1 protein-coding gene is annotated in these 5,414 nt (G+C 61.8%); it reads left to right on the forward strand.

From position 1 onward, the window contains the following. Positions 1-64 precede the first annotated feature (64 nt). Positions 65-5,414 (forward strand): InlB B-repeat-containing protein (locus G1C94_RS07395; RefSeq protein WP_172147083.1); only part of this gene is annotated, 5,350 nt, incomplete at its 3' end.

The following is a 5,414-nucleotide window of genomic DNA, read 5'->3' on the forward strand; positions in this document are numbered from 1 at the left end:
GGAAGCGTCGTTTTGTGTTGGGGGAGGGTTGGTTGAAGAATAAAGGAATTTTTAGGAGTTTCTTATGGTGAGATTTTCATCTCATGATGGTTTGGGGCGTTGGCTGGCGGCCATACCGGCCGCCATACTGGCCGCGCTGATGGTGCTGGCCGTGGCCGTGCCTTCCGCATGGGCGGAAGACGACCCCGCCGACACCGGTGACACCACCAAGCCGGTGGTGACGCTTAACGAGGACAAGAAGACCCTGGTGAGCTTGGGCACGGCGACCGAGGGCGCGTCGTACCAGCTGGGTCAGGCCGAGGTGAGCGGCAAGGCGAGTTCGTATGTCGTGGTGCAGGTCGACTCCGGCTACTTCAGGTCGACCTTGAAGGTGCCGACTGGCGCGAAGATCGTGGACGCGTTGGACGATAGTGGCGCGTATGTGAAGGCGGACGACGTGGTTGTCGGCGGCAATTATTCGTATATGGCGTTCAGATCGCTGGACGGCGATGCGAGCATAACCGCGGAGAATTTGCAGGCGTATCTGCGTGATTTGACGTTCTACATGAGCGGCGACACGAAGCAGAACATCACGGTGAATGCGGTGAGTGAGCCGTTGAAGGCGAAGGCCTCGAACGGCATTGACGAGTATGACGTGACCCTGTACAACAATCACGCATACACGTTCGTCCCCGGCGAAAACATACATTGGGATGCTTCGTATGCTGCTGCGAAGGGCATGACGTTCGCTGGGAAGAAGTTGGGTCATTTGTTGACTATTGAGTCGGCTGACGAGCATAACCTGATCTACCAGTCGTTTAAGAATAAGCAGGGTTGGCTTGGTGGAACCCGTTTTACGTCTTCTGCTACTGCGGGTCTTGATCCTGATACGTTCAGTGTTTCCAAGAATGGCAATGGCGAGGATGGTAGTGATTGGGGTACGGCTTGGTATTGGGTGACGGGCCCGAAGGCCGGAACGAAGTTCTGGACCACCGCCGCAAGGACGGGTGGTAAAGCCGTCAATGGCGTATACGTCAACTGGACCGACGGTGAACCCTCCGCTAATGTGTACTCAAGCAAGGCCGAAGGTTGTGCCCAGTACGGTAAGGGAACTAAGGGTCAGTGGAATGATCTGCTGAATGCCCCGGAGGGAACGTATAGCACCACCAACATTGAGGGTTACTATGTTGAGTTTGAGGGTTTCGATCTTGCTGAGGTTGGTTCGACAACGTCTGCTGCTGTTGAGCCTGTGTCTGTGACGTATGATTTGCCTGCGGGTGTGTCGACGTCTGATACGTTGAAGAGGGCTGTGACTGGTGCGGATTATTCCGCGACGTTGACGGCCACGGCTGCGTCGGGCAAGTTGGCTGCGTCGTTGTTGACGGTGAAGGTCAAGGACGGCGATACCGAGAAGACCCTTACGACCAGTCAGTTCAAGTTCGACGAGAAGACCGGCCTGTTGACCATTCCGGGCGAATACGTGACGGGTGATGTGTCGATTGCGGCGAATATGAAGCGTACGTTGACGTTCGTGGTCAACCCGGATTACGATCCGGAGAACCCGGATGCGAGCAAGCTGTATGGTTCGATGACGGCTCCTGATTCGTTGGATGCGACGAATGGTTTGAAGGTGTCCGAGGGTGTCGAGGATTATGCGACGCCGACGGTGACGTTGACCAAGGCTGGTACGGCCGCGGGTAAGAAGTTCGTCGGCTGGAAGGCGAAGGCGGATGGTTCCACTGATGTGGATGGTGCTGTGTTCCCGGTTAACGCTGATGCTGGTACCGATGCTCTGGCTGATTTGGTGGTGACGTCTGATGTGACGTTTGAGGCGGTGTATGAGGATGCGGACAAGGTGTTGGTCCAGTTCGACTACAACGGCGGCACCTCCAGCGTGGACGGTAAGTCGCGTTCGTTCGAGGTGCTGACGGGTCTGAAGGGCGCGTCGTACACCACGACCGCGGCCGAGCCGACGAGGCCGGGTTACAAGTTCGACGGCTGGAAGGCCAGCCTCACGGGCGCGGCCCTGCCCACGAAGGATGCGGCGACTGGCAAGTACACGGGTACGTATGACAAGGATGTGACGTTCACGGCCCAGTGGACTCCGGCGACGGATACCGAGGTGACGTTCGACAAGGGCGATCACGGCGAGTTGAAGGCTGATACGCCGGCCACGCTGGTGGTCACGACCGAGCAGGCCGTGAGCAAGGGCGTTGGCAAGGATGATGGCAAGGCGTATCCGACGGCGACCGGTCCGACGGTGACTCCCGAGGCCGGTTGGCGGTTCCTGTATTGGCAGTCGAGCGTGACCGACGCGGCCGGCAATACGGTGAATGGCGCGGTGTACCAGCCCGATAAGGTCGGCGCCGTTCCCGCCGAGTATGGTTTGAAGTTCACCGCGGTGTACGAGCAGTTGCCTGAGGTGACGGTGACGTTCGACTACAACGGCGGCAAGGACACGGACAAGGCGGAGAAGTTGACGGTCAAGGGTCGTCAGAACACCACCGCCGCCGTGCCGGTCCCGACGCGTGAGGGTTACTCGTTCAAGAGTTGGGTGTCGACCCCGTCGACGGTGGACGCGCCGGCCAAGGAGGCCACGACGGTGACGTTTGTGTCGGATGCGGTGTTCACGGCCCAGTGGGACGCGTTGCCCCAGTCGGTGGCGTTCAACCCGAACGGCGGCACCCTGGACACGGGCGTGAACGCGTCGTTGACGGTGAACACCGGCGAGAGGCTGGACAGCACCACCAAGGAAACGTATAAGGAGCCGACGGTGACGGCGCCGGCTGGTAAGAAGTTCACGGGTTGGCTGTCCATCGTGACCAAGGACGGCGAGGACACGGAGGGTGCGATTTACCAGCCGTACCAGATCGCCGGCCTGCCGGCGGAGCCTGGCCTGTGGTTCAAGGCGCAGTACGCGGATTTGCCGGATGCGGTGGTGACGTTGGATTACAACGGTGGTCATGACCAGGACGGCAAGACGACGGTGACGTTGTCGGGTACGGCGAACGGCGAGTACGACGCGGAGGCCAAGGCGAAGGTCGCGGAGAAGCCGACGCGCGCCGGCTACACGTTCAATGGCTGGGACACGGAGCCGTCCGGCAAGTACGTGAACGTGAAGTATACGGCGCAGTGGACGGCGAATGAGAACACGGTCACGTTCAAGGATGGCGATCACGGTACGATCGCCGCGGGCGAGACGACCAAGTACACGGTGAACACCGGCAGCCCGGTGAACGGCAAGCCGGCCGCGCCGACCGCTGATGGCGGCTGGCGTTTCACCGGTTGGCTGTGCGACGAGGACGACAGGGTGTACTCGCAGGACAGCGTGGACAAGTACGTCGTCGCCGGTACGAACACGGGCGATGAGTTCAAGACGGTGTCGTTTACGGCGCAGTATGTGCCGGAGTCGAGTGTGCAGGTGTTGTACAACTACGCCGGCGGCCTGGACGCGGACAACAATTCGTCTCTGGTGCTGACGGGCCGTGACGGCCAGGAGTACACGGCTGCGGATAAGGCGAAGGTTCCGTCCTCGTTGTCTCGTACGGGTTACACGTTCAAGGGCTGGGACAAGACCCTGTCCACGACGTATAAGTCCGTGACGTATACCGCCGTGTGGGAGAGGACCGTGAACACGGTCGTGTTCGATAAGGGCGACGGCACAGGCCTGGACGGCGAGTCGACCTACCAGGTGGCTTCCGGCGACAAGGTTCCCGGCGAGCCGACGGCGACTCCTGCGGCTGGTTGGACGTTTACGGGTTGGAAGTGCGATGCGGACGATCTGGTGTATGGCAAGGACGGCGTGAAGGGCAAGTACCTGGTTTCGGGCGCGCAGGACGGTTCGAAGCAGACGGTGACGTTTACGGCGCAGTATGCGAAGAATGATGGCGCGACGGTGGTGTTCAACGCCAACGGCGGCCAGGTCGCCGGCCAGTCGCTGCTGTCCGAGTCCGGATTGAAGGGCGGCGCCTACACGGTGCCCGCCGAGAGCACCCTGTCGTGCGAGGGCTACGAGTTCGCCGGCTGGACGAACGCCAACGGCGAGACCGTGACCCCGAGCGGTACGTACGAGTCGGACGGTGTGACCGTGTATACGGCCCAGTGGAACCCGGTGTCGCACAAGTTGACGTTCGACAAGGGCTCCAATGGCACGATTTCGGGCACCCTGTCCTACGACGGCGTGGCCACGGACGCGAAGCTGTCCGACGCCGGCGTGACCGCCCCGACCGCCACGGCGAACGCGGGCTGGTCGTTCGTGGGCTGGCAGTCCGAGGAATTCGGTCTGGTCACCAGTGATCAGTTGGCCGATCTGGTCATGCCCGCCAAGGACGTGGAGATGACGGCGGTGTGGACTGCTAATGCGTTGGGTTCGGTGACGTTCGTGTTCGATGGCGGCACCGATGCGGACGGCAACCCGTCCAGGACCGTGACCGGCGCGTTGGGCACCGCGTACGAGATTCCCGCGGATCCGACGCGTGCGGGTTGGGAGTTCACGGGTTGGGACACGCCCCCGTCGGGTTCGTTCGACAGCCCGTCTCTGGTGGTGACGGCCACGTGGAAGGAGGCCGACAACAAGGTGTCGTTCGATAAGGGCGCGCATGGCAAGCTGTCGGACAATCCGACCTACAAGGTCAAGACCAACGCCAAGCTCACCGGCGTCAAGGCCCCGACCGTGAGCGTGGACGAGGGTTGGACGTTCGTGGGCTGGCAGTCGGACCAGTACGGTCTGAAAACCGCGGACGAACTGGATGATCTGACGATGGTCGCGGGTGACGTGACGTTCACGGCGCAGTACGCGCCGGCCGCCGCCAGCGTGGTGATCTTCGCCTACAACGGCGGCACCGACACGGACGGTAATGCGTCCAAGGTCCTCACCGGCGCCCTGGGCACCAAGTACACCATCCCGGCCAACCCGACGCGCACGGGCTACACGTTCGTAACCTGGGACCGCAACGTCACTGGCACGTTCGACCAGGCCCTGTTGCAGGTCAACGCCACGTGGAAGGCGAACACCTATAAGATCACGTACAAGCTCGACGGCGGTTCTGACCCCAAGAACCCGAGCACCTACACGTACGGCGTGGGCGCGACCCTGAAGAGCCCGACCAGGAGCGGTTATACGTTCGCGGGTTGGGTTGATGCGAAGGACAATCCTGTCACCGGCATCGGCGCGTCCGACACGGGCGACAAGACCCTGACCGCGACCTGGACGAAGAACGCCAGCACCGACGGCCTGAACCCCGACGGCGGCACGATCCCGTCCGACTGGACCGGCGCCGACGGCCAGCTGCCCATCCCCACCCGCCCCGGCTACAAGTTCGATGGCTGGTTCGACGAGGACGGCAACCAGGTGACCACCCTGAAGGACGCGGTGGGCAAGAACCTGACCGCCAAGTGGACCAAGATCGACGACGCGTTCGACCCCGCCGGCGGCA

The organism is Bifidobacterium panos (assembly GCF_012932445.1).
GTDB lineage: Bacteria > Actinomycetota > Actinomycetes > Actinomycetales > Bifidobacteriaceae > Bifidobacterium > Bifidobacterium panos.